This window comes from Variovorax sp. GW822-FHT04A09 (genome assembly GCF_058801005.1).
Genome location: NZ_JBXAMV010000002.1, coordinates 249,717 through 269,532, shown reverse-complemented (window position 1 = coordinate 269,532; position 19,816 = coordinate 249,717). Strand labels below are relative to the sequence as shown.

Sequence of the window (19,816 nt, the reverse complement as noted above, 5' to 3'; positions counted from 1 at the left end):
AAGAAGCCCCCGTTGAACGACGAAGACCTCCCTCCCCTGATCGAAACGCCCCCTGGCCGCTACCGCCACTACAAGGGCGGTGAATACGACGTGATCGGCACCGTCCGCCACAGCGAGACGCTGGAGCCGATGACGCTGTACCGCGCCCTCTACGGTGCCCGCGGCCTGTGGGTCCGGCCGGCCGCGATGTTCGAGGAAACCATCGAGATCGACGGCCGCCCGCAGCGCCGGTTTACCCTGATCGACGCTCAGCCACAGTGAACGTCCTTGACGCGGCCACGCGCGTCGACGCTGATGTTGAGCCGTCCGGGGTTGAGTTCCATCGTGACCGCCTGGTTGGGCTTGAGCACCCGTGCCGTGCCGGCGCCGGCACGTGCGCGCGCGGCGGCTTCGAGCTGGGGCGTCACCTGCTGGCCCACGGCAAAGCGGGCGCCTTCGGCGTTGCACTGGAAGACGGGCTCGGCCGGCGCGGCGGGCGCAGGCGCAGCGGCACTCGGTGCCGGCGCGGGGGCCGGAGCGGCGCAGGCGGCCAGCAGGGCCGCGGTGGCCAACGTCAACAGTAGCGATTGGGTTTTCAAAGTTCTGTGCTCCCGAAAACCCAACAATATAAACAACTTTAAGCTTTGTGACTCAATGTATCCAACAGCCATCCAGCGATGGCGCGCGGGTACAGCAGGTGCTCCTGGGACAACACCCGGGCGGCCAGCGTGGCGGCCGTGTCGTCCGGCAGCACCGGCACCACGGCCTGCGCCAGGATCGGCCCGTGGTCGAGTTCGGCCGTGACCTGGTGCACCGTCACCCCGGCCACCTTGCAGCCCGCCTCGATGGCGCGCTGGTGCGTGTGCAACCCCGGAAAGGCCGGCAGCAGCGAGGGGTGGATGTTCACCAGCCGCCCGGCGTAGCGGGCCACGAAGCCGGGCGTCAGGATGCGCATGAAGCCCGCCAGCACCACCAGCGCCGGCGCGTGGGCGTCGACCGCCTCGGCCAGCGCCGCGTCGAAGGCCTCCCGGCTGTCGAAGGCCTGGTGCGGCACCACGGCGGTCGCGATGCCGTGCGACGCGGCCAGCGCCAGCCCGCCAGCCTCTGCCTTGTTGCTGATGACGGCGGCAATGCGCGCGCCGAAGCGCTCGGCCCAGCGGTCGCGCTCGGCGGCGCGCACGATGGCCGCCATGTTCGAGCCGCCGCCGGAGATCAGGATCACGATGTTCTTCATGGGAGGCCGGGATTATCCGTGCCCCGCCGACGCCTCCCGTCAACCCGCACGCTGGCGTGCTTGTCGCGACGCGGACACCGGATCGCAGCACGACCGTGCTAAAACTCGCAGTTCCGGAGACACCCCGCGTCTGCGGTGGACCGATCAACACAGCGAGGCACGCATGGATTTGAGCTTCACACCCGAAGAACAGAAGTTCCGCGAAGAAGTTCGCGCATGGGTCAAGGACAACCTCCCCCAGGAGATTTCGCACAAGGTGCACAACGCGCTCGAACTGACGCGCGACGATCTGCAAGGCTGGGCCAAGATCCTCGGCAAGAAGGGCTGGCTGGGCTACGGCTGGCCCAAGGAATTCGGCGGCCCCGGCTGGACCGCCGTGCAGCGCCACCTGTTCGAGGAAGAAACCGCCCTGGCCGGCGCGCCGCGCATCATCCCCTTCGGTCCCGTCATGGTGGCCCCGGTGATCATGGCCTTCGGCAACGCCGAGCAGCAAAAGCGCTTCCTGCCCGGCATCGCCAGCGGCGAAGTCTGGTGGAGCCAGGGCTACAGCGAACCCGGCTCGGGTTCCGACCTGGCCTCGGTCAAGACCAAGGCCGAGCGCAAGGGTGACAAGTACATCGTCAACGGCCAGAAGACCTGGACCACGCTCGGCCAGCACGGCGACTGGATGTTCAACCTCGTGCGCACCAGCAACGAAGGCAAGCCCCAGACCGGCATCAGCTTCCTGCTGCTGGACATGAAGTCGCCCGGCGTCACCGTGCGCCCGATCAAACTGATCGACGGCGGCGTCGAGGTGAACGAGGTGTTCTTCGACAACGTCGAAGTGCCTGCCGAAAACCTGATCGGCGAAGAGAACAAGGGCTGGACCTACGCCAAGCACCTGCTCTCGCACGAGCGCACCAACATCGCCGACGTGAACCGCGCCAAGCGCGAACTTGAGCGCCTCAAGCGCATCGCCAAGAGCGAAGGCGTGTACGACGACCTGCGCTTCCGCGACGAGATCGCCAAGCTCGAAGTCGACATCGTCGCCCTCGAGATGATGGTGCTGCGCGTGCTCTCCGCCGCCACCTCGGGCAAGAACTCGCTGGACGTGGCCGGCCTGCTCAAGATCCGCGGCAGCGAGATCCAGCAGCGCTACGCCGAGCTGATGCTGCTGGCCGGCGGCCCCTATTCGCTGCCGCTGATCCGCGAAGCCATGGAAGCCGGCTGGCAAGGCAACTTCCCCGGCGGCAACCCGGCGCTGGCACCGCTGGCATCGACCTTCTTCAACATGCGCAAGACCACGATCTACGGCGGCTCGAACGAAGTCCAGCGCAATATCGTGGCGCAAACCGTCCTGGGCTGAGGAGACACCAACATGGATTTCAATTTTTCGGAAGACCAGGACCAGCTGCGCGACGCCGTTCGCAAGTGGGTCGACAAGGGCTATGACTTCGAGCGCCGTCGCGGCATCGAGGCCAAGGGCGGCTTCTCGCGCGAGGCGTGGGACGAACTGGCCGGGCTCGGCCTGGGCGGCCTGTACATCAGCGAAGACGACGGCGGCCTGGGCATGGGCCCGGTGGCCGGCATGGTCGTGATGGAAGAACTGGGCCGCGGCATCGTGCTGGAGCCCTTCGCCCAGACGCTGATCGCCGGCGCCGTGCTCGGTGGCTACGCCGACGCGGCCACCAAGGAAAACTGGCTGCCGCGCATCGCCGGCGGCCAGGCCCTCGTGGTGCTGGCCTACCAGGAGCGCAAGGCGCGCTATCGCCTCGACGTGTGCGAGGCCACGGCCGTCAAGTCGGGCAACGGCTACTCGCTGACCGGCGCCAAGAGCGTGGTGCCCGTGGGCGACGAGGCCGATGCCTTCATCGTGCCCGCCAAGGTCGACGGCAAGATCGCCCTCTTCCTGGTCGAGCGCAGCGCCAGCGGCGTCGAAGCCCGCGGCTACGGCACGCAGGACGGCGGCCGCGCGGCCGAAGTGGTGTTCGACAAGGCCGACGCCACGCTGCTCACGGCCGACGGCCTGGCCGCGCTCGAGTACGCGGTCGATGTCGGCATTGCCGCCACCTGCGCCGAAGCGGTCGGCGTGCTCGACAAGACGCTCGACGTCACCATCGACTACATGAACCAGCGCAAGCAGTTCGGCGTGGTCATCTCCAGCTTCCAGGCGCTGCGCCACCGCGTCGCCGACATGAAGATGCAGCTGGAGCTGGCACGTTCGATGAGCTACTACGCGACGCTCAAGCTCAACGCCCCGGCCGACGAGCGCCGCCAGGCGCTGGCCCGCGCCAAGTACCAGCTGGGCACGTCGATGCGCTACGTGGCCGCGAACTCGGTGCAGCTGCACGGCGGCATCGGCGTGACCGACGAATACATCGGCAGCCACTACTTCCGCAAGCTCACGCAGCTCGAGCTGACCTTCGGCGACACCTTGCACCACCTGGGTGAAGTGTCGACACGCATGCAGGACACGGCCGGCGTCTTCGCCTGACGGCTGTTTGTCGATAGCATCCAACGCCCGCCCGCCTTGCGCCGGCGGGCGTTTTCACTTGCGGGGCCCCAGCCCCCTGCCAGGAGAGAGACAGACATGCCTTCCCGCCGCACCCTGCTTGCCTTGGCCCTTGCCGGAAGCAGCGCCGTCACCTTGCTGACCGGCTGCGCCACCTCCGCGCCCTCTTCCACCGAGCGTCCGCCCATCGTCTTCATGCACGGCAACGGCGACTCGGCCGCGCTGTGGCAGACCACGATCTGGCGCTTCGAATCGAACGGCTGGCCGCGCGAGCGGCTGTTTGCACTCGACCAGCCGAATCCCCTGGCCCGCGACGACGACGCCGTGGCCCAGCCGGGGCGCAGTTCCACCGCCGAGTCGGCGGCGTTCCTGCGCGCCGAGGTCGAGAAGGTGCTGAAGGCCACGGGCGCGCCCAAGGTGGTGCTCATCGGCAATTCGCGCGGCGGCAACACCATCCGCAACTACGTGCAGAACGGCGGCGGCGCGGCCGTGGTGAGCCATGTGGTGCTCGGCGGCAATCCGGCGCACGGCATCTGGAAGGTGAAGGGCCTGCGCGAGAACAACGAGTTCTCGGGACTCTCGGCCTTCATGCAGCAGCTCAATGCGCCCAAGGGACCGAACGGCGACGAGGTCACGCCCGGCGTGCAGTGGCTCACGCTGCGCTCGGACACCAACGACAAGTACGCCCAGCCCGACGGCCTGTGGATCGGCGCGCCGGGCCAGCCGACGAACATCGGCTTCGACGGACCGGCGCTCAAGGGCGCCACCAACCTCGTGCTGCCGCGCGTGGACCACCGCGAGACCTCGTTCTCGCCCTCTGCCTTCGCGGCGACCTGGCGCTTCCTGACCGGCCAGGCGCCGGCCGGCACGGCGGTGGCGCCGGAATCGAAGGTGGTGCTCGACGGCCGCGCGACCGGCGCGGACAACCTGGCGCTGGCCGGCGCGCGCGTCACGGTCTTTGCCGTCGACCCGGCCTCGGGTGCACGGCGCGGCGAGGCGGCGCACCAGCAGACGGTCGGCGCCGACGGTCGCTGGGGCCCGTTCAGCGCGCAGCCCACCGCGCGCTACGAGTTCGTGCTCGACGTGCCCGGCCAGGGCACCACGCACATCTACCGCAGCCCGTTCGTGCGCAGCAGCGGCGTCGTCAACCTGCGGACCGAGCGCCTGGCGCCGGCCGAGAGCGGCGCGGGTGCGGTGGTCGTCTTCACGCGCCCGCGCGGCTACTTCGATGCGCAGCGCGACACGATGAACTTCGACGGCCAGAGCCCGCCGCCCGGCGTGCCGGCCCAGGGCGCGGGGCAGTCGAGCTCGCGGCTGCGCATCGCGGCCGGCGCGCCGCAGCGCACGGTCAGCGCCGAGTTCAACGGCGAGCGCCTCACCGGCCAGAGCTGGCCCGCCGCGCAAGGGCACACGACGGTGCTCGAGCTGACGTACTGAACGGTCATGAACGACACGGCCCCCTTCGTCCTGACGGCCCGCGACGCGCGCGGCGTGGTCACGCTCACGCTGAACCGCCCCGCCGCCTTCAACGCGTTGTCCGAGGGCATGCTCGGCGCGCTCGAGCAGGCGCTCGCCGCCATCGCCGCCGATGACACGGTGCGCGCCGTCGTCATCGCCGCGGCGGGCAAGGCCTTCTGCGCGGGCCACGACCTGAAGGAGATGCGCGCCGACCCTTCGCTCGGCTACTACCAGCAGCTGTTCGACCGGTGCGGCGCGATGATGCTGTCGATCCAGCGGCTGCCCGTGCCGGTGATCGCGCGCGTGCACGGCATCGCGACCGCGGCAGGCTGCCAGCTGGTGGCGGTGTGCGACCTCGCGGTGGCCGCCAGCGACGCGCGCTTTGCGGTCAGCGGCGTCAACGTCGGCCTCTTTTGCGCCACGCCTGGCGTCACGCTGTCGCGCAACCTGGGTCGCAAGGAAGCCTTCGAGATGCTGGTGACGGGTGAATTCATCAGCGCCGAGGAAGCGCGCGAGAAAGGCCTGGTCAACCGGGTCGCGCCGCCCGAAGGGCTCGATGCCGCCGTCGAGGCACTGGTCGCCAGCATCGTCGCCAAGCCCCGCACGGCGCTCGCGCTGGGCAAGACGCTGTTCTATCGCCAGCTCGAGACCGGCATCGAGGCCGCACTGGCCGACGCCAGCCGGACCATGGCCTGCAACATGATGGACGAGAGCGCGCTGGAAGGCGTGCAGGCCTTCATCGAGAAACGGCCGCCGGCCTGGAAGGGCTGAAATGACAAAGGAGGCCGAGGCCTCCTTTTTTCTTGCGTGTCGGGTGTCAGATGTCGTGCAACCGGGACGACTGCGGCAGGTGCGCCATCAAAAACTCCATCTGGTCCGCCAGGATGCGGCGGTTGCGCAGGATGAAGTCTTCCCACAGGCTGGGCACATAGGGCGCGTACAGCAGCGGCATGTTCGCCTGCTCGGGCGTGCGGCTGCTCTTGCGGTGGTTGCAGGGCTTGCAGGCCGTGACCACGTTCATCCAGGTGTCGATGCCGCGCTGCGCGAACGGAATGATGTGCTCGCGCGTGAGTTCGTCTTCGTGGAAATGGCCGCCGCAGTAGGCGCAGATGTTGCGGTCGCGCGAGAACAGCTTGCTGTTGGTCAGGCCCGGGCGCTGCGCGAAGGGGTTGATGCGCGGCACGCCCTTGGTGCCGATGATGCTGTTGATCGCGATCTGCGACTGCTCACCCGTGATCGCGTTGTGGCCGCCACGGAACACGGCCACCTGCGCGCCCACTTCCCAGCGGACTTCGTCCGCCGCGTAGTGGATCACCGCCTGTTCCAGCGATATCCATGACTGGGGCAGCCCTTGGGCCGACAGCTTCAAGACCTTCACACACGCCTCCTCGAAACGAGAAAAACACGCAGAGACCAGAGACTCGGAATGCGTTGGCGACTCACGCCAACCCACCCACTGCGTCACAATATACCGGCTTTGTGACAAATCGGCCTGATTTGCCCATACGACGGGCATCAGGCGCTATCAAAAAGATACTCTCCCATGCAGGTTTTCCGCGGCTTCCGACACCCGGGCGTAGCTCCGGCCTGCGCCCTCACGATCGGCAATTTCGACGGCGTCCACCGCGGCCACCAGGCCATGCTGGCGCTGTTGCAGACCGAGGCCCGCCATCGCGGGCTGCCCAGCTGCGTGCTGACCTTCGAGCCGCACCCGCGCGACTACTTCGCCGCCGTCACCAAGAAACCCGACCTGGCTCCGGCCCGCATCGGCACGCTGCGCGACAAGCTGACCGAGCTGGCGGCCTGCGGCGTCGACCAGACCATCGTGCTGCCTTTCGACGGCCGGCTGGCGTCCCAGTCGCCCGAGGCGTTCATCCAGAACGTGCTGATCGACGGCCTGGGCGCGCGCTACGTGCTGGTGGGCGACGACTTCCGCTTCGGCGCCAAACGCGCGGGCGACTACGCCATGCTCGATGCCGCCGGCGAAGCGCAGGGTTTCGACGTCGCGCGCATGAACAGCTACGAGGTGCACGGCCTGCGCGTGTCCAGCTCGGCCGTGCGCGAGGCGCTGGCCGAAGGCCGCATGGCCGACGCCCACACGCTGCTGGGCCGCCCGTACACCATCTCGGGCCACGTGGTCCACGGCCGCAAGCTGGGCCGGGCGCTGGGCGCGTCGTCACCGGGCAAGGACGACGGTTTTCGCACCCTCAACCTGCGCTTCAAGCACTGGAAACCGGCCGCCAGCGGCATCTTCGCGGTGCTGGTGCACGGCCTGGCCGACCAGCCGCTGCCCGGCGTGGCCAACCTCGGCGTGCGGCCCTCGCTGGACGCCAACGACGTCAACGCGGGGCGCGTGCTGCTCGAGACGCATTGCCTGGAGTGGCCCTCGCATCTGGGGGCCGAAGGGGCCTACGGTAAAATCGTGCGCGTGGAACTCCTGCACAAACTGCACGACGAATTGCGCTACACCAGCCTCGAAGCCCTCACTGCGGGCATCGCGAAGGATGGCCGCGACGCACGCGCGTTCTTCGCATCGACCCACGCCGAGACCCACCGCCAGACCACGCGCGACCGAATTTAGCCCTGCACGCCCCGTGCTGCCGCCCTTCGACAAGCTCAGGGCGAACGGCTATATCTTCCGCACCGACCGCTCAATGCAGTTCGGGCTGAGCCTGTCGAAGCCCCTCTGTTTCGCCGCACCCCAACATGTCTGACGCTGCTTCCCCCAAAGATTACCGTTCCACGCTGAACCTGCCCGACACCCCCTTCCCGATGCGCGGCGACCTGCCCAAGCGCGAGCCGGGCTGGGTGAAGGAATGGAACGACGAAGGCCGCTACCACCGCCTGCGCGACGCCCGCCACGGCGCGCCCAAGTTCATCCTGCACGACGGCCCGCCGTACGCCAACGGCCAGATCCACATGGGCCACGCGGTGAACAAGATCCTCAAGGACATGATCACCAAGGCGCGCCAGCTCGAAGGCTTCGACGCGCTGTACGTGCCCGGCTGGGACTGCCACGGCCTGCCGATCGAGAACGCCATCGAAAAGCAGTTCGGCCGCAACCTCAGCCGCGACGAGATGCAGGCCAAGAGTCGCGCCTACGCCACGGAGCAGATCGCCCAGCAGATGGTCGACTTCCAGCGCCTGGGCGTGCTGGGCGAATGGGACCATCCCTACAAGACGATGGACTTCGCCAATGAAGCCGGCGAGCTGCGCGCGTTCAAGCGCGTGATCGAGCGCGGCTTCGTGTACCGGGGCCTCAAGCCCGTGTACTGGTGCTTCGACTGCGGCTCCTCGCTGGCCGAGTTCGAGATCGAATACGCCGACAAGAAGAGCCAGACCATCGACGTGGCCTTCAAGGCGCACGAGCGCGAGAAGGTGCTCAAGGCCTTCGGCACCGACCACACGATCCTGGGCGACATCTTCGCCGTGATCTGGACCACCACCGCGTGGACGATCCCCGCCAACCAGGCGATCAACCTCAACCCCGAGCTCGAGTACTCGCTGGTCGACACCGAGCGCGGCCTGCTGATCCTGGCCAACTCGCTGGTCGAGATGTGCATGACGCGCTACGCACTCGACGGCAAAGTGCTGGCCACGGTCAAGGGCGAGGCGCTCGGCGGGCTCGAGTTCGAGCACCCGCTGTACGACGTCGATGCGGGCTACCAGCGCCTGTCGCCCATCTACCTGGCCGACTACGCCACCGCCACCGACGGCACCGGCCTCGTGCACTCCTCGCCTGCCTACGGCGTGGACGACTTCAACTCCTGCATCGCCCACGGCGTGGCGTACGACGACATCCTGAACCCGGTGCAGGGCAACGGCAGCTACGCGCCCGACTTCCCGCTGTTCGGCGGCCAGAACATCTGGAAGGCCGTGCCGGTCATCATCGCCGCGCTGCGCGACGCCAACCGCCTGCTGACCACCGAGACCATCACCCACAGCTACCCGCACTGCTGGCGCCACAAGACGCCGGTGATCTACCGCGCGGCCGCGCAGTGGTTCGTTCGCATGGACGAGGGCGAAGGCGTGTTCACGAAGGACAAGGCGCCCAAGACGCTGCGCCAGACCGCGCTCGACGCGATCGAACAGACCAGCTTCTACCCCGAGAACGGCAAGGCCCGCCTGCACGACATGATCGCCGGCCGGCCCGACTGGTGCATCAGCCGCCAGCGCAGCTGGGGCGTGCCGATCCCGTTCTTCCTGCACAAGGATTCGGGCGAGCTGCACCCGCGCACCATGGAGATCCTCGACCAGGCCGCCGACATCGTCGAGAAGGGCGGCATCGAGGCCTGGAGCCGCGTCACGGTCGAAGACATCCTCGGCGCCGAAGACGCACCGAGCTACACCAAGAGCACCGACATCCTCGAGGTGTGGTTCGACTCGGGCTCGACCTTCTCGCACGTGCTGCGCGGCACGCACCCCAACGTGCACCACGAGACCGGCCCCGAGGCCGACCTGTACCTCGAAGGCCACGACCAGCACCGCGGCTGGTTCCACTCGTCGCTGCTGATCGCCTGTATGCTGGAAGACCGCGCACCGTACAAGGGCCTGCTCACGCACGGCTTCACGGTGGATGCCAAGGGCATCAAGATGAGCAAGTCGCTCAAGAACGGCATCGACCCGCAGGAAATCAGCAACAAGCTGGGCTCGGAAATCATCCGCCTGTGGGTGGCCGCGAGCGACTACTCGGGCGACATCGCGGGCGACGACAAGATCCTCGCGCGCGTCGTCGATGCCTACCGCCGCATCCGCAACACGCTGCGCTTCCTGCTCGCGAACACCAGCGACTTCGACATCGCGAAAGACGCGGTGCCGCTCGACCAGCTGTTCGAGATCGACCGCTACGCGATGTCGCGCGCGGCGCAGTTCCAGGCCGAGATCCTTGCGCACTACCAGGTGTACGAGTTCCATCCGGTGGTGGCCAAGCTGCAGATCTACTGCTCGGAAGACCTGGGCGGCTTCTACCTCGACATCCTGAAGGACCGCCTCTACACGACGGCCCCGGGCTCACTCGCGCGCCGCAGTGCACAGACGGCGCTGTGGCACATCTCGCAAGCCATGCTGCGCTGGATGGCGCCGTTCCTGAGCTTCACGGCCGAAGAGGCCTGGAAGATCGTGGGCACCGGCAAGGCCGGCGAGTCGATCTTCACGCAGACCTACAGCCAGTTCGCCGCACCCGACGAGGCGCTGCTCGCCAAGTGGGGCCGCATCCGCGAGATCCGCGACGGCGTCAACAAGGACATCGAGGCGGTGCGCGCCGAAGGCAAGGTCGGCTCGTCGCTGCAGGCCAACCTGCAGCTGAACGCACCGGCCGACGACCTCGCGTTGCTGGGTTCGCTGGGCGACGACCTGAAGTTCGTGTTCATCGCATCGGCGGTGGCACTGGCGGCGGGCGACACGCTGTCGACCGTGGTCACGCCGAGCACCGCGCAAAAGTGCGAACGCTGCTGGCACTACCGCGAGGACGTGGGCCACGACCCGGCGCACCCGACCATCTGCGGCCGCTGCACGAGCAACCTGTTCGGCGCGGGCGAATCGCGCAGCGTGGCCTGATGGCGACCGCACGCTCCGCCTCGTCGGCCTCGCGCTCGCGCGGGGCCAGCATCTGGCCCTGGCTCGGGCTGGCGACGATCATCGTGATCATCGACCAGTTCACCAAGACGCTGATCCTGGGCTACTACAAGCTCGGCGACGCGACCTACGTGACGAGCTTCTTCAACGTCGTGCGCGCGCACAACACGGGCGCCGCCTTCTCGTTCCTGGCCGACCACTCGGGCTGGCAGCGCTGGTTCTTCACGGCGATCGGCGTGGCAGCGGCGATCTTCATCGTCTGGATGCTGCGGTCGCACGCGGGCCAGAAGCTCTTCTCGTTCGCCATGGCCTGCATCCTGGGCGGCGCCATCGGCAACGTGGTCGACCGCATGATGCACGGCTACGTGGTCGACTTCCTGAGCTTCCACTGGGGCAACTGGTACTTCCCGGCGTTCAACGCAGCGGACAGCGCGATCACGCTCGGGGCGATCTGCCTGATCGTCGACGAGATCCGGCGGGTGCGCCGGGGCAAGTAAGCCAAGTTCTCGACCAAAGGGGCCCACGGGCCCCTTTTTCTTTGGGCCGCCTTCTGCGCCGGCGGCCCCGGGGTTCTCCCCACTTCCCTGCCCTGTCATCGCGAAGTCATACTGCGCCGGTCCAATGTAATCGATTACATGACCCCCACCACAGACCCCGCACGATGAGCATCCACGCAGTAGCCGCCCAGGCCGGGGTTTCCGTGGCCACGGTCTCGCGCGCCTTCAATTTCCCCGACAAGGTGACGCCGACCACGCGCGAACTGGTCGAGCGCGTGGCGCGCGAACTCAACTACCTGCCCAACGCCAGCGCCCGCACCCTGCGCACCCAGCGCAGCCGCACGCTCGGCGTGGTGCTGCCCACGCTGCTGAACCCGACCTTCGCCGAATGCCTGCAGGGCATTGCGCGCGCGGCCGTCGCGGGGGGCTACGCGATCCTGCCGGTCACCACGGGCTACCGGCTCGACGAGGAAGAACGCGCCGTCCAGCTGCTGCTGGCGGGCAACGTCGACGGGCTGATCCTCGTGGTGTCGAACCCGTCCACCTCGGCCGCGCTGCAGCGCCTGCAGGCCGCCGGCGTGCCCTACGTGCTGGCCTACAACCGGCACGCCGACCATCCCTGCGTGTCGGTCGACAGCGAAGGCGCGGTGGCCGACGCGGTCACGCGCCTCGTGCTGCTGGGCCACCGGCGGATCGCGATGGTCAGCGGCACGCTGGCCGCGTCGGACCGCGCGCAGCAGCGCTACCGCGGCTACCAGCGCGGCATGGCCGAAGCAGGCCTTGCCGCGCCGCCGCTGGTCGAAGTGCCCTTCGTCGAGACCGCCGTCGATGCGCTGTGCGCCGAGCTGCGCCCGCGCAGCCGCCCCACGGCGCTGGTCTGCTCGAACGACCTGCTCGCCATCCGCAGCATCCGCGCCGCGCATTTGAGCGGCCTGGCGGTGCCCGACGACCTCAGCGTGGTCGGCTTCGACGGCATCGCGCTGGGCGAAGACCTCACGCCCGCGCTCACCACCATCGCACAGCCCAACAGCGACATCGGCCGCCACAGCGTCGAGCTGCTGGCGCAGGCGATCGCCGGCGGCCGCGCGCTGCAGGCCGACGCGAGCCTGCTGCTGCCCCATGCCTTCCGAGACGGCGAGTCGTGCGCGAATGCGCGCGAAGACAACGACGCCGCACTGTCCTGACCTCACCACCCCTCCCAGGAGTTTTTCCATGTCCCTGCGCTTTCACCGCCTCGCCCGCCTCGGCGTGCTGGCCGCCGCCCTCGTCGCCGCCGGCGGCGCCATGGCCCAGACCGCCATCTGCTACAACTGCCCGACCGAATGGGCCGACTGGGGCACCCAGCTCAAGGCCATCAAGGCCAAGACGGGTATCACCGTGCCGGCCGACAACAAGAACTCGGGCCAGTCGCTCGCGCAGCTGGTCGCCGAAAAGGCCAGCCCGGTGGCCGACGTGACCTACCTCGGCGTGACCTTCGCGGTGCAGGCCGCGAAAGACGGCGTGGTCGAGCCCTACAAGCCGGCCGCCTGGAAAGACATTCCCGACGGCCTGAAGGACCCCGCAGGCAACTGGTTCACCATCCACTCGGGCACGCTCGGCTTCATGGTCAACGTCGACGCGCTCAAGGGCAAGCCGGTGCCCAAGTCGTGGGCCGACCTGCTCAAGCCCGAATACAAGGGCCTCATCGGTTATCTCGACCCCGCCTCGGCCTTCGTGGGCTACGTGGGCGCCGTGGCGGTGAACCAGGCGCGCGGCGGCACGCTCGACAACTTCAAGCCGGCCATCGACTACTTCAAGGCGCTGCAGAAGAACGAGCCCATCGTGCCCAAGCAGACCTCGTACGCGCGCGTGCTGTCGGGCGAGATCGCGATCCTGCTCGACTACGACTTCAACGCCTACCGCGCCAAGTACAAGGACAAGGCCAACGTCGCCTTCGTCATCCCGAGCGAAGGCACGCTGGCCGTGCCCTACGTGATGAGCCTGGTGGCCAAGGCGCCGCACGCGGCCGACGCCAAGAAGGTGCTCGACTTCACGCTGTCCGACGAAGGCCAGGCGATCTGGGCCAAGGCTTACCTGCGCCCGGTGCGCGCCAGCGCCATGCCCAAGGAGATCGAGGCGCAGTTCCTGCCCGCCAGCGACTACGCCCGTGCCAAGACCGTCGACTACGCCCGCATGGCCGACGCGCAGCGTGGCTTCTCCGACCAGTACCTGAAGGAAGTGCGCTGACCCGGCGCCGCGCGCGATGACACGCAGCACCACCACCTCCTCCAACGCCTGGAACCCGCGCTGGCGACTGCTGGCCTGCGTCGCGCCGGCGGCCGTCTTCTTCGCGGCCTTCTGGCTGCTGCCGGTGGTGCGCCTGCTCGCGCTGCCGGCCGACAAGGGCGCCGCCACCTACTTCGCGGTGCTGACCGATGCGCGCTACCTGCACAGCATGGCCAACACCGTCGCGCTGTCGGTGGCGGTGACGCTGGCCACGCTGGTGCTGGGCGCGGCGGTGGGCATCTACCTCGCGCGCCATGCCTTCCCGGGCAAGCGCATGCTGCTGTCGCTGCTCACGCTGCCGCTGTCGTTCCCGGGCGTGATCATCGGCTTCTTCGTGATCCTGCTCGGCGGGCGCCAGGGCGTGGTGGCCGACCTGAGCGACGCGCTGGTCGGCGAGCGCATCACCTTCGCCTACGGCCTGCTCGGCCTCTTTTTGGCGTACCTGTATTTCTCGCTGCCGCGCGCCATCGCCACCTACGCCGCGGCGGCCGAATCGATGAACACGCAGCTCGAGGAAGCGGCGCGTTCGCTCGGCGCCTCGAAGCTGCGCGTGGCGCGCGACGTGTGGATGCCCGAGCTCGCGCCCACCACGCTGGCCTGCGGCGCCATCCTGTTCGCCACCTCGATGGGCGCCTTCGGCACGGCCTTCACGCTGGCCAGCAAGTTCGAGGTGATCCCCATCACCATCTACAACGAGTTCACCAACTACGCCAACTTCGCGCTCGCCGCGTCGCTGTCGATCTCGCTGGGCGTCGTGACCTGGCTGGTGCTCTTCGTGGCGCGCCGCTTCGGCGCCAACCCGGTCGCCCGATGATGAAGACCCCTTCGCAACCCCGCGCCCCTTTCCTGCTCGCCATCACGGTGATCGTGAGCCTCTTCATGATCGCGCCGATGCTGCTGTCGGTGATGGCCGGCCTCGTCAACAACTACAGCACCGGCCTGAAGAGTGGCCTCACGCTGCGCTGGCTCGGCGAGGTGTGGGAGAACTACGGCGGCACCGTCGGCTGGTCGCTCGCGCTGGCCGTGGCCTGCGTCGTGTGCACCGTGCTGATCGGCGTGCCCTGCGCCTACACGCTGGCGCGCAGCCGCTCGCGCGCGGCGCGCATCTTCGAGGAGCTGCTGACCTTGCCCGTCGCGGTGCCGGGCCTGGCGACGGCGCTCGCGCTCATCCTCGCCTACGGCCAGCTCACGGCCTTCCGCCAGAGCTTCGCCTTCATCCTCGTGGGCCACATCGTCTTCACGCTGCCCTTCATGGTGCGCACCGTGAGCTCGGCCTTCCAGCGCGACGACCTGCTCGCGCTGGAAGAGGCCGCGCGCTCGCTGGGCGCGAACTTCCGCCAGCGCTTCATGGGCATCCTCGTGCCGGCCGTGTTCCCCGCCATCGTGGCCGGCAGCCTGATGGTGTTCACGCTGTCGGTGGGCGAGTTCAACCTCACCTGGATGCTGCACACGCCGCTCACGCGCACGCTGCCCGTGGGCCTGGCCGACAGCTACGCCTCGATGCGCATCGAGATCGGATCGGCCTACACGCTGGTCTTTTTCGCCGTCATTCTTCCGGTGCTGTGGGGCCTGCAGTACCTTGCCAACCTGATGCAGAAACGCCATGGAACTTGAACGCATCCCCGTCGACATCTCGAACTGCGCGAAAACGTATGCCGACGGCACGCGCGGCCTGCAGCCCACCAACCTCAAGGTCGAGGCCGGCGAAGTGCTGGCGCTGCTCGGCCCCTCGGGCTGCGGCAAGACCACGCTGCTGCGCCTCATCGCCGGACTCGAAGCACCCGACGACGGCAGCCGCATCGTCTTCGGCGATCAGGACGTCACGCAGCGCCCGGTCGAGCACCGCGGCGTGGGCATGGTGTTCCAGAGCTACGCGCTCTTTCCGCAGATGACGGTGGCAGCCAACATCGGCTACGGCCTGCGCATCCGCGGTGTGTCGCCCGAGGAAGAGAAACGTGCCGTGGGCGAACTGGTCGACCTCGTGCGCCTGGGCGGCCTGGAGAACAAGCGCCCCGCCGAACTCTCGGGCGGCCAGCGCCAGCGCGTGGCCCTGGCGCGCGCCGTGGCCGTGCGCCCGCGCGTGCTGCTGCTCGACGAGCCGCTGGCCGCGCTCGACGCCAAGCTCAAGGAATCGCTGCGCGACGAACTGGCCGAGCTGCTGCGCCGCCTGCACATCACGGCCATCCACGTCACGCACGACCAGCAGGAAGCGCTGGCCATCGCCGACCGGCTCGCGGTGATGCGCGCCGGGCGCATCGTGCAGGTCGGGCGCGGCGAAGACCTGTACCGCGCGCCCGCGCACCCCTTCGTGGCCGAGTTCCTGGGCCGGGTCAACCGGCTGGAGCGCGCGCCCGACGCCATCGCGCAGGGCGTTGTCCGACTCGGAGGGTCGTCGCTGCCCTGCCCCGCGCCCTGGCAGCAGCATGCGACGCTGCTGGTGCGGCCCGAAGACATCGAGGTCGGCGCGCCCCCGCCCGGCGAGGCGCCCGGCTGGGGCCGCGCCACGGTCGAACGCCGCACCTTCCTCGGCGACCGCGTGCAGCTGCACCTGCGCCTGCAGGACCAGCCCGTGCTGGTGGCCGACGTGGGGCGCGACAACCCCTTCGGACCGGGCGATGCGGTAGGCCTGCGCATCCCGGCCGACCGCCTGATGACCTCGCAGGAAACCCGCGCATGACCACGACCACGACGACGACCCCCAACACCTTCCTGGTCCAGCTGACCGACCTGCACATCCGCGAGCCCGGCCGGCTGGCCTATGGCCGCATCGACACGGCGCCGTACCTCGCGCGCGCCGTGCAGTCGGTGCTCGCGCTGCGCCAGCCGCCCGATGCGGTGGTGATCACCGGCGACCTGACCGACTTCGGCCGCGCCGCCGAGTACGAACACCTGGCCGCCCTGCTCGCGCCGCTGACGATGCCCGTCTACCTGCTGCCCGGCAACCACGACGACCGCGACCAGCTGCGCCGCAGCTTCCCCGGCCACGCCTACCTGGGCACGGGCGCCGACACGCACGGCTTCGTGCAGTACTCGGTGCGCGTGGGCGCGCTGCGGCTGCTCACGCTCGACACCTGCGTGCCCGGCGCCAGCCACGGCACGCTGTGCGAGCGGCGCCTGGCCTGGCTCGAAGCCCAGCTCGACGTCTGCCGCCACGAGCCCGTGGTGGTCGCCATGCACCACCCGCCCTTCGAGACGCTGATCGGCCACATGGACGAGATCGGCCTGCTCGAAGGCGCCGACGCGCTCGAAGCCCTGCTGCGCCGCTACACGAACGTCGAGCGCGTGATCTGCGGCCACCTGCACCGCGCCATCGACGTGCGCTTCGGCGGCACCATCGCCTCGACCTCGCCGGCGCAGGCGCACCAGGTCTGCCTCGACCTGGCACCCGACGCCGCCTCGGCCTGGACGCTGGAGCCGCCCTCGTTCCGGGTGCACGCCTGGTCCGCAGCCGGGCGCCGGCTCGTCACCCACCTGGCGGCCTCCGGCAGCTTCGAAGGGCCTTATCCTTTCCACGACAACGGAGCCCTGATCGACTGAAGCGTCTACTTGTGGAAAATGGGGCTGAAACGAATCAAAACGAAAACAAGAGAAAGGTCAGACCCCGCCCTCCATGAAGCACCTTCTGAATCTGCTTGCGGCCGTCGCCCTGCTGGTGTGGGGCACGCACCTCGTGCGCACCGGCGTGCTGCGCGTCTTCGGCGCCAACCTGCGCAAGATCCTCGTGCAGAGCATGCGCAACCGCTTCACGGCCGCGCTCTCGGGCATCGGCGTCACGGCGCTCGTGCAGTCGAGCACGGCCACCTCGCTCATGACCTCCTCGTTCGTGGGGCAGGGCCTGGTCACGCTGCCGGCGGCGCTGGCGGTGATGCGGGGCGCCGACGTGGGCACGGCGCTGATCTCGGTGCTGTTCTCGGCCGACCTCTCTTGGCTCTCGCCGATGTTCATCTTCGTGGGGGTGGTGCTGTTCATCACGCGCTCGGCCACCGTGGCGGGGCGCGTAGGGCGGGTGCTGATCGGGCTGGGGCTGATGCTGCTGGCGCTGCAGCTGGTGGTGGCGGCCACCGAGCCGCTGTTCTCGTCGCCGGCCGTGCGGGCGCTGCTGGCGTCCATCACCAGCGATGTGCTGCTGGAGATCACCCTCGGTGCCGCACTTGCCATCGTGGCCTATTCGAGCCTGGCGGTGGTGCTGCTGGTGGCGGCCATGGCGAGCTCGAACGTGGTGCCGCTCGACGTGGCGCTGGGCCTGGTGCTCGGCGCCAACCTGGGCAGCGGCCTGCTGGCGGTGCTGACCACGGCGCGCTCGGCGGTGTCGGTGCGGCAGGTGACGGTGGGCAACCTGCTGTTCAAGGCGCTGGGCGTGGCGCTGGTCACGCCGTTCGTGGGGCTGTGGGTGCGCTACGTGCAGCCCCAGCTGCCGAACCAGACGCATGGCGTGGTGCTGTTCCACCTGGCGTTCAACATCGTGATCAGCGTCGGCTTCATCGGCCTCACGCAGTGGGTCGCCAAGCTGGTGACGCGCATGCTGCCCGTGCCGCCGCAGCCGGTGGGCACGAGCCGGCCGCACCACCTCGATCCTTCGGCGCTGTCGACGCCTTCTCTCGCTATTTCTAACGCGGCGCGCGAGGCGCTGCACCAGGCGGACATCGTGGAGACGATGCTGATCGGCACGCTCGATGTGATCCGCAACAACGACCTGCGGCTGGCGCAGGAGCTGCGGCAGCTGGACGACACGGTGGACGAGCTGTACTCGGCGATCAAGTACTACATGACGCGCATCTCGCGCGAGGCGCTGGGCGAAGAGGAAAGCCGGCGCTGGACGGACATCATCAGCTTCACGATCAACATGGAGCAGATCGGGGACATCATCGAGCGGGTGATCATTGATATCGAGGACAAGAAGATCAAGCCGCAGCGCAACTTCTCGGAAGCGGGGATGGCGGAGATCGTCGAGTTGCACCAGCGGCTGGTTGCCAATCTGCGGTTGAGCATGAGCGTGTTCTTGAATGGCAATGTTCGTGACGCGCAGAAGCTGCTGGAAGAGAAGGCGCGGTTTCGGGATCTGGAGCGGGCCTACGCCACTACCCATCTGGATCGGTTGTCGGATCGGACTACTTTGAGCATCGAGACGAGTTCGCTGCACATCGATCTGATCAGCGATTTGAAGCGGATCAATTCGCATATCTGTTCTATTGCTTATCCGATTCTTGAGTCTGCGGGGGCTTTGGCGCCTAGCCGGCTTCGGGAGTCTCGGTTGGGGAAGATCGAGGGTTAGTCGTTTGGGGGGCTGAGGCCGGGTCTCGCCCCGGCGGGCGACTCACTTTCTTTGCTTCGCCAAAGAAAGTAAGCAAAGAAAGGCGACCCTGCTGTCTGCGTCCCTCCGCTTCGCTGCGGGCAACCTGCGGTGCTCACGTTTCGCGGGGTCTCGCCCAAACTCGCTTCGCTCAAACAAGGGCGAGCCCTGATCCGCGAAACGCTCCGCTCCTCGGCGCATACAGAAGGGGTGGGGAACCTCACAGGCCTTTGCTTCGCTCGGCCTGGGGGCGGGGGCGGCGCGCTTACCAGAAATCTCCTAAAAGCCCGGCAATGCTCGGGGCTCCGAAGGAGTTCGACATGACCATTGTTCTTCAGCAAAGCGCGGTCGCCGCGTCGCTCGGGGTGCAGCAGCTCGCCACCGCGTTCAGTCCGGCGTTTTCGCACCTGCGCATTCTTCGCAACCTCATCATCCCGATGCCCTCCGGTTGCGCGGTGCCCACGGCGCGCATCGATGCGGTGATCGTGTGCGAGACGGGTGTCTACCTGTTCGAGATCAAGGCGTGGCGCAATGCGTTCGTCTACCGCAAGAAATCCGACGAGGCGCCGCCGCGCTGGTTCCTGCGGCTGCATGGCTGCACGCAGGCGCGTGAAGTGAAAGACCCGGCCTGGCAGGGCGGGCGCAAGACGACGCAGTTGCGCAGCCTGCTGCCGGACGACCTGCGGCTGCAGTACTTCGTGCTGCTGCCGTGCGAAGGCGTGGAACTGGAGGGCGTGATGCCGGCTGCGGTGATCACGCAGCAGGACCTGCCGTACATCGCACGCCTGGTGCGCAACAACGGACGCACGGCGCGCACGTATCCGCTGCTCGACGCGCAGGCGGTCGATCGCACGGTGCAGCGGCTGCTGGAGATCCAGGGCGATCTGTCGCTGGAAACGCATGCGCAGAACTGCCGCGAACGCATCGAACGGCCTGCGGTGGCCTGGCCGGCAGTGAACGCGATGGGGTTGCAGTAACGACTGCTCACCAACCGGCCCTGCGCGCGGGAGGGCGTCCCACATTCCTCC

General features: G+C 68.3%; 19 protein-coding genes. 16 read left to right on the top strand and 3 right to left on the bottom strand.

Features of this window, described 5'->3' with window-relative positions; translation table 11 throughout:
* Window positions 1–12 precede the first annotated feature (12 nt).
* Complete coding sequence (locus AC1RLW_RS12350) at window positions 13–261, top strand: DUF1653 domain-containing protein (RefSeq protein WP_095948719.1); 249 nt, start codon at window positions 13–15, stop codon at window positions 259–261.
* Here AC1RLW_RS12350 and AC1RLW_RS12345 read toward each other — a convergent pair.
* The gene (locus AC1RLW_RS12345; protein WP_493193234.1) at window positions 249–578 is read right to left on the bottom strand and encodes an I78 family peptidase inhibitor; all 330 of its coding nucleotides are present in this window, start codon (window positions 576–578) and stop codon (window positions 249–251) included. The two genes, AC1RLW_RS12350 and AC1RLW_RS12345, sit on opposite strands and share 13 nt — an antisense overlap.
* Window positions 579–616: 38 nt before the next feature.
* Window positions 617–1,213, bottom strand: a complete 597-nt coding sequence (gene purN / locus AC1RLW_RS12340; protein WP_070062139.1) for a phosphoribosylglycinamide formyltransferase — start codon at window positions 1,211–1,213, stop codon at window positions 617–619.
* Window positions 1,214–1,376: 163 nt separating this feature from the next.
* On the opposite strand from purN, the gene AC1RLW_RS12335 reads away from it, so the two are divergent.
* The 4 genes from AC1RLW_RS12335 (at window position 1,377) to AC1RLW_RS12320 (ending at window position 5,933) form a co-directional block, all read left to right on the top strand.
* Window positions 1,377–2,558 (top strand): acyl-CoA dehydrogenase family protein, encoded by a 1,182-nt coding sequence (locus AC1RLW_RS12335; RefSeq protein ID WP_493193232.1) that lies wholly within the window; start codon window positions 1,377–1,379, stop codon window positions 2,556–2,558.
* Between the two features lie 12 nt (window positions 2,559–2,570).
* Window positions 2,571–3,686 (top strand): acyl-CoA dehydrogenase family protein, encoded by a 1,116-nt coding sequence (locus AC1RLW_RS12330; protein ID WP_493193230.1) that lies wholly within the window; start codon window positions 2,571–2,573, stop codon window positions 3,684–3,686.
* 96 nt (window positions 3,687–3,782) lie between these two features.
* A complete protein-coding gene (locus AC1RLW_RS12325) occupies window positions 3,783–5,141 on the top strand; it encodes an alpha/beta fold hydrolase (protein WP_493193228.1) in 1,359 nt (452 codons plus the stop codon).
* 6 nt (window positions 5,142–5,147) lie between these two features.
* Complete coding sequence (locus AC1RLW_RS12320) at window positions 5,148–5,933, top strand: enoyl-CoA hydratase (protein ID WP_493193226.1); 786 nt, start codon at window positions 5,148–5,150, stop codon at window positions 5,931–5,933.
* 46 nt (window positions 5,934–5,979) lie between these two features.
* On the opposite strand, the gene AC1RLW_RS12315 is transcribed toward AC1RLW_RS12320, so the two are convergent.
* The gene (locus tag AC1RLW_RS12315) at window positions 5,980–6,540 is read right to left on the bottom strand and encodes an HNH endonuclease (RefSeq protein WP_062480919.1); all 561 of its coding nucleotides are present in this window, start codon (window positions 6,538–6,540) and stop codon (window positions 5,980–5,982) included.
* 165 nt (window positions 6,541–6,705) lie between these two features.
* Between AC1RLW_RS12315 and AC1RLW_RS12310 the strand changes: the two genes are divergently transcribed.
* The 11 genes from AC1RLW_RS12310 to AC1RLW_RS12260 all read left to right on the top strand — a co-directional run bounded on the left by AC1RLW_RS12310 (window position 6,706) and on the right by AC1RLW_RS12260 (window position 19,765).
* Window positions 6,706–7,743, top strand: coding sequence for a bifunctional riboflavin kinase/FAD synthetase (locus AC1RLW_RS12310; RefSeq protein WP_095948725.1), 1,038 nt, complete (start codon window positions 6,706–6,708; stop codon window positions 7,741–7,743).
* Between the two features lie 125 nt (window positions 7,744–7,868).
* Window positions 7,869–10,718: an isoleucine--tRNA ligase gene (gene ileS, locus AC1RLW_RS12305; protein ID WP_354342480.1), complete on the top strand. Its 2,850-nt coding sequence runs from the start codon at window positions 7,869–7,871 to the stop codon at window positions 10,716–10,718.
* Complete coding sequence (gene lspA / locus AC1RLW_RS12300; RefSeq protein ID WP_062480914.1) at window positions 10,718–11,233, top strand: signal peptidase II; 516 nt, start codon at window positions 10,718–10,720, stop codon at window positions 11,231–11,233. Before ileS ends, lspA begins: the two co-directional genes overlap by 1 nt.
* 164 nt (window positions 11,234–11,397) lie before the next feature.
* Window positions 11,398–12,417 (top strand): LacI family DNA-binding transcriptional regulator, encoded by a 1,020-nt coding sequence (locus tag AC1RLW_RS12295; RefSeq protein ID WP_493193223.1) that lies wholly within the window; start codon window positions 11,398–11,400, stop codon window positions 12,415–12,417.
* A 28-nt stretch (window positions 12,418–12,445) separates the two neighbouring features.
* On the top strand, window positions 12,446–13,459 hold the full coding sequence (locus AC1RLW_RS12290) for an ABC transporter substrate-binding protein (protein ID WP_062480910.1): 1,014 nt from the start codon (window positions 12,446–12,448) through the stop codon (window positions 13,457–13,459).
* A gap of 16 nt (window positions 13,460–13,475) precedes the next feature.
* Window positions 13,476–14,312, top strand: a complete 837-nt coding sequence (locus AC1RLW_RS12285; RefSeq protein WP_159273102.1) for an ABC transporter permease — start codon at window positions 13,476–13,478, stop codon at window positions 14,310–14,312.
* Window positions 14,312–15,112, top strand: coding sequence for an ABC transporter permease (locus AC1RLW_RS12280; RefSeq protein ID WP_159273407.1), 801 nt, complete (start codon window positions 14,312–14,314; stop codon window positions 15,110–15,112). The genes AC1RLW_RS12285 and AC1RLW_RS12280 overlap by 1 nt, the downstream gene beginning before the upstream one ends.
* A complete protein-coding gene (locus tag AC1RLW_RS12275; RefSeq protein ID WP_139703304.1) occupies window positions 15,102–16,175 on the top strand; it encodes an ABC transporter ATP-binding protein in 1,074 nt (357 codons plus the stop codon). The genes AC1RLW_RS12280 and AC1RLW_RS12275 overlap by 11 nt, the downstream gene beginning before the upstream one ends.
* Entirely contained in the window at window positions 16,172–17,035 is an 864-nt protein-coding gene (locus tag AC1RLW_RS12270; protein ID WP_493193221.1) for a phosphodiesterase, read from the top strand. Before AC1RLW_RS12275 ends, AC1RLW_RS12270 begins: the two co-directional genes overlap by 4 nt.
* A 73-nt stretch (window positions 17,036–17,108) precedes the next feature.
* Window positions 17,109–18,770, top strand: a complete 1,662-nt coding sequence (locus AC1RLW_RS12265) for a Na/Pi cotransporter family protein (protein WP_062480901.1) — start codon at window positions 17,109–17,111, stop codon at window positions 18,768–18,770.
* A gap of 338 nt (window positions 18,771–19,108) precedes the next feature.
* Window positions 19,109–19,765 carry a nuclease-related domain-containing protein gene (locus tag AC1RLW_RS12260; protein WP_493193219.1) on the top strand — a complete coding sequence of 219 codons (657 nt, stop codon included), beginning with the start codon at window positions 19,109–19,111 and terminating at the stop codon, window positions 19,763–19,765.
* Window positions 19,766–19,816: the final 51 nt, after the last annotated feature.

Coding starts and splice junctions, on each gene's coding strand:
- purN (WP_070062139.1), bottom strand. CDS start 1,213: ATGAAGAACATCGTGATCCTGATCTCCGGCGGCGGCTCGAACATGGCG.
- AC1RLW_RS12270 (WP_493193221.1), top strand. CDS start 16,172: ATGACCACGACCACGACGACGACCCCCAACACCTTCCTGGTCCAGCTG.
- lspA (WP_062480914.1), top strand. CDS start 10,718: ATGGCGACCGCACGCTCCGCCTCGTCGGCCTCGCGCTCGCGCGGGGCC.
- AC1RLW_RS12330 (WP_493193230.1), top strand. CDS start 2,571: ATGGATTTCAATTTTTCGGAAGACCAGGACCAGCTGCGCGACGCCGTT.
- AC1RLW_RS12260 (WP_493193219.1), top strand. CDS start 19,109: ATGACCATTGTTCTTCAGCAAAGCGCGGTCGCCGCGTCGCTCGGGGTG.
- AC1RLW_RS12310 (WP_095948725.1), top strand. CDS start 6,706: ATGCAGGTTTTCCGCGGCTTCCGACACCCGGGCGTAGCTCCGGCCTGC.
- AC1RLW_RS12280 (WP_159273407.1), top strand. CDS start 14,312: ATGAAGACCCCTTCGCAACCCCGCGCCCCTTTCCTGCTCGCCATCACG.
- AC1RLW_RS12335 (WP_493193232.1), top strand. CDS start 1,377: ATGGATTTGAGCTTCACACCCGAAGAACAGAAGTTCCGCGAAGAAGTT.
- ileS (WP_354342480.1), top strand. CDS start 7,869: ATGTCTGACGCTGCTTCCCCCAAAGATTACCGTTCCACGCTGAACCTG.
- AC1RLW_RS12320 (WP_493193226.1), top strand. CDS start 5,148: ATGAACGACACGGCCCCCTTCGTCCTGACGGCCCGCGACGCGCGCGGC.
- AC1RLW_RS12285 (WP_159273102.1), top strand. CDS start 13,476: ATGACACGCAGCACCACCACCTCCTCCAACGCCTGGAACCCGCGCTGG.
- AC1RLW_RS12265 (WP_062480901.1), top strand. CDS start 17,109: ATGAAGCACCTTCTGAATCTGCTTGCGGCCGTCGCCCTGCTGGTGTGG.
- AC1RLW_RS12290 (WP_062480910.1), top strand. CDS start 12,446: ATGTCCCTGCGCTTTCACCGCCTCGCCCGCCTCGGCGTGCTGGCCGCC.
- AC1RLW_RS12275 (WP_139703304.1), top strand. CDS start 15,102: ATGGAACTTGAACGCATCCCCGTCGACATCTCGAACTGCGCGAAAACG.
- AC1RLW_RS12325 (WP_493193228.1), top strand. CDS start 3,783: ATGCCTTCCCGCCGCACCCTGCTTGCCTTGGCCCTTGCCGGAAGCAGC.
- AC1RLW_RS12295 (WP_493193223.1), top strand. CDS start 11,398: ATGAGCATCCACGCAGTAGCCGCCCAGGCCGGGGTTTCCGTGGCCACG.